The sequence below is a fragment of the Oleiphilus sp. HI0128 genome (assembly GCF_001635365.1).
On record NZ_LWGG01000376.1, the window covers coordinates 1 to 582 of the forward strand.

Consider the following 582-nt stretch of genomic DNA (forward strand, 5'->3'; position numbering starts at 1 on the left):
AAACGTTACGACATTTTGACTCCCTGCACTTATATCATCCCAGCTGCCATTGCGAACTTGGTCGATAGAGGCCTGCCCCGCCATCCACGCGGAATAGCACTTCCTGTCAGAAGGATCATCATTATCAATTACGCCATCAGTTAATCTATGACAACTCCTATCAAGTGGAAAATGATCAAACATCTCTTTCGAGCTTTCCGTGACGTACCGATCAGGTACGCCGTCTGCATCACTATCTATCTTTGACGGGTCTGATATATATGAAAGTTGAACGCAATATTCACTGTTTCCTATGTTACTAAGTCGATATTCATCAGCATTACAAGAGGCTGTGCTCTCAATTAATCTCGGAGGGTTTGCGGAATCATAAATAACTTCATAACGAGATTCGGTGTCATTATTTTGATTGCCATCAAACAAGCCATCTCCATCTGTATCGTTCTTAGCAGGATTACTTTGGGTAAGCAGCACTTCAATACCATCCGGCAATCCATCAAAATCAGTATCTGCAACAATAACTGAAGAATCTTCATTATTTTGATCTAAGTCGTTGACATACAGATCATCATCTATGTCTTCATC

At 41.1% G+C, this 582-nt stretch carries 1 protein-coding gene; it reads right to left on the minus strand.

Going from position 1 to position 582, the window contains the following annotated elements; translation table 11 throughout:
• Positions 1 to 582: hypothetical protein (locus A3763_RS28140; RefSeq protein ID WP_369823087.1), on the minus strand; the 582-nt coding region annotated here is incomplete at both ends.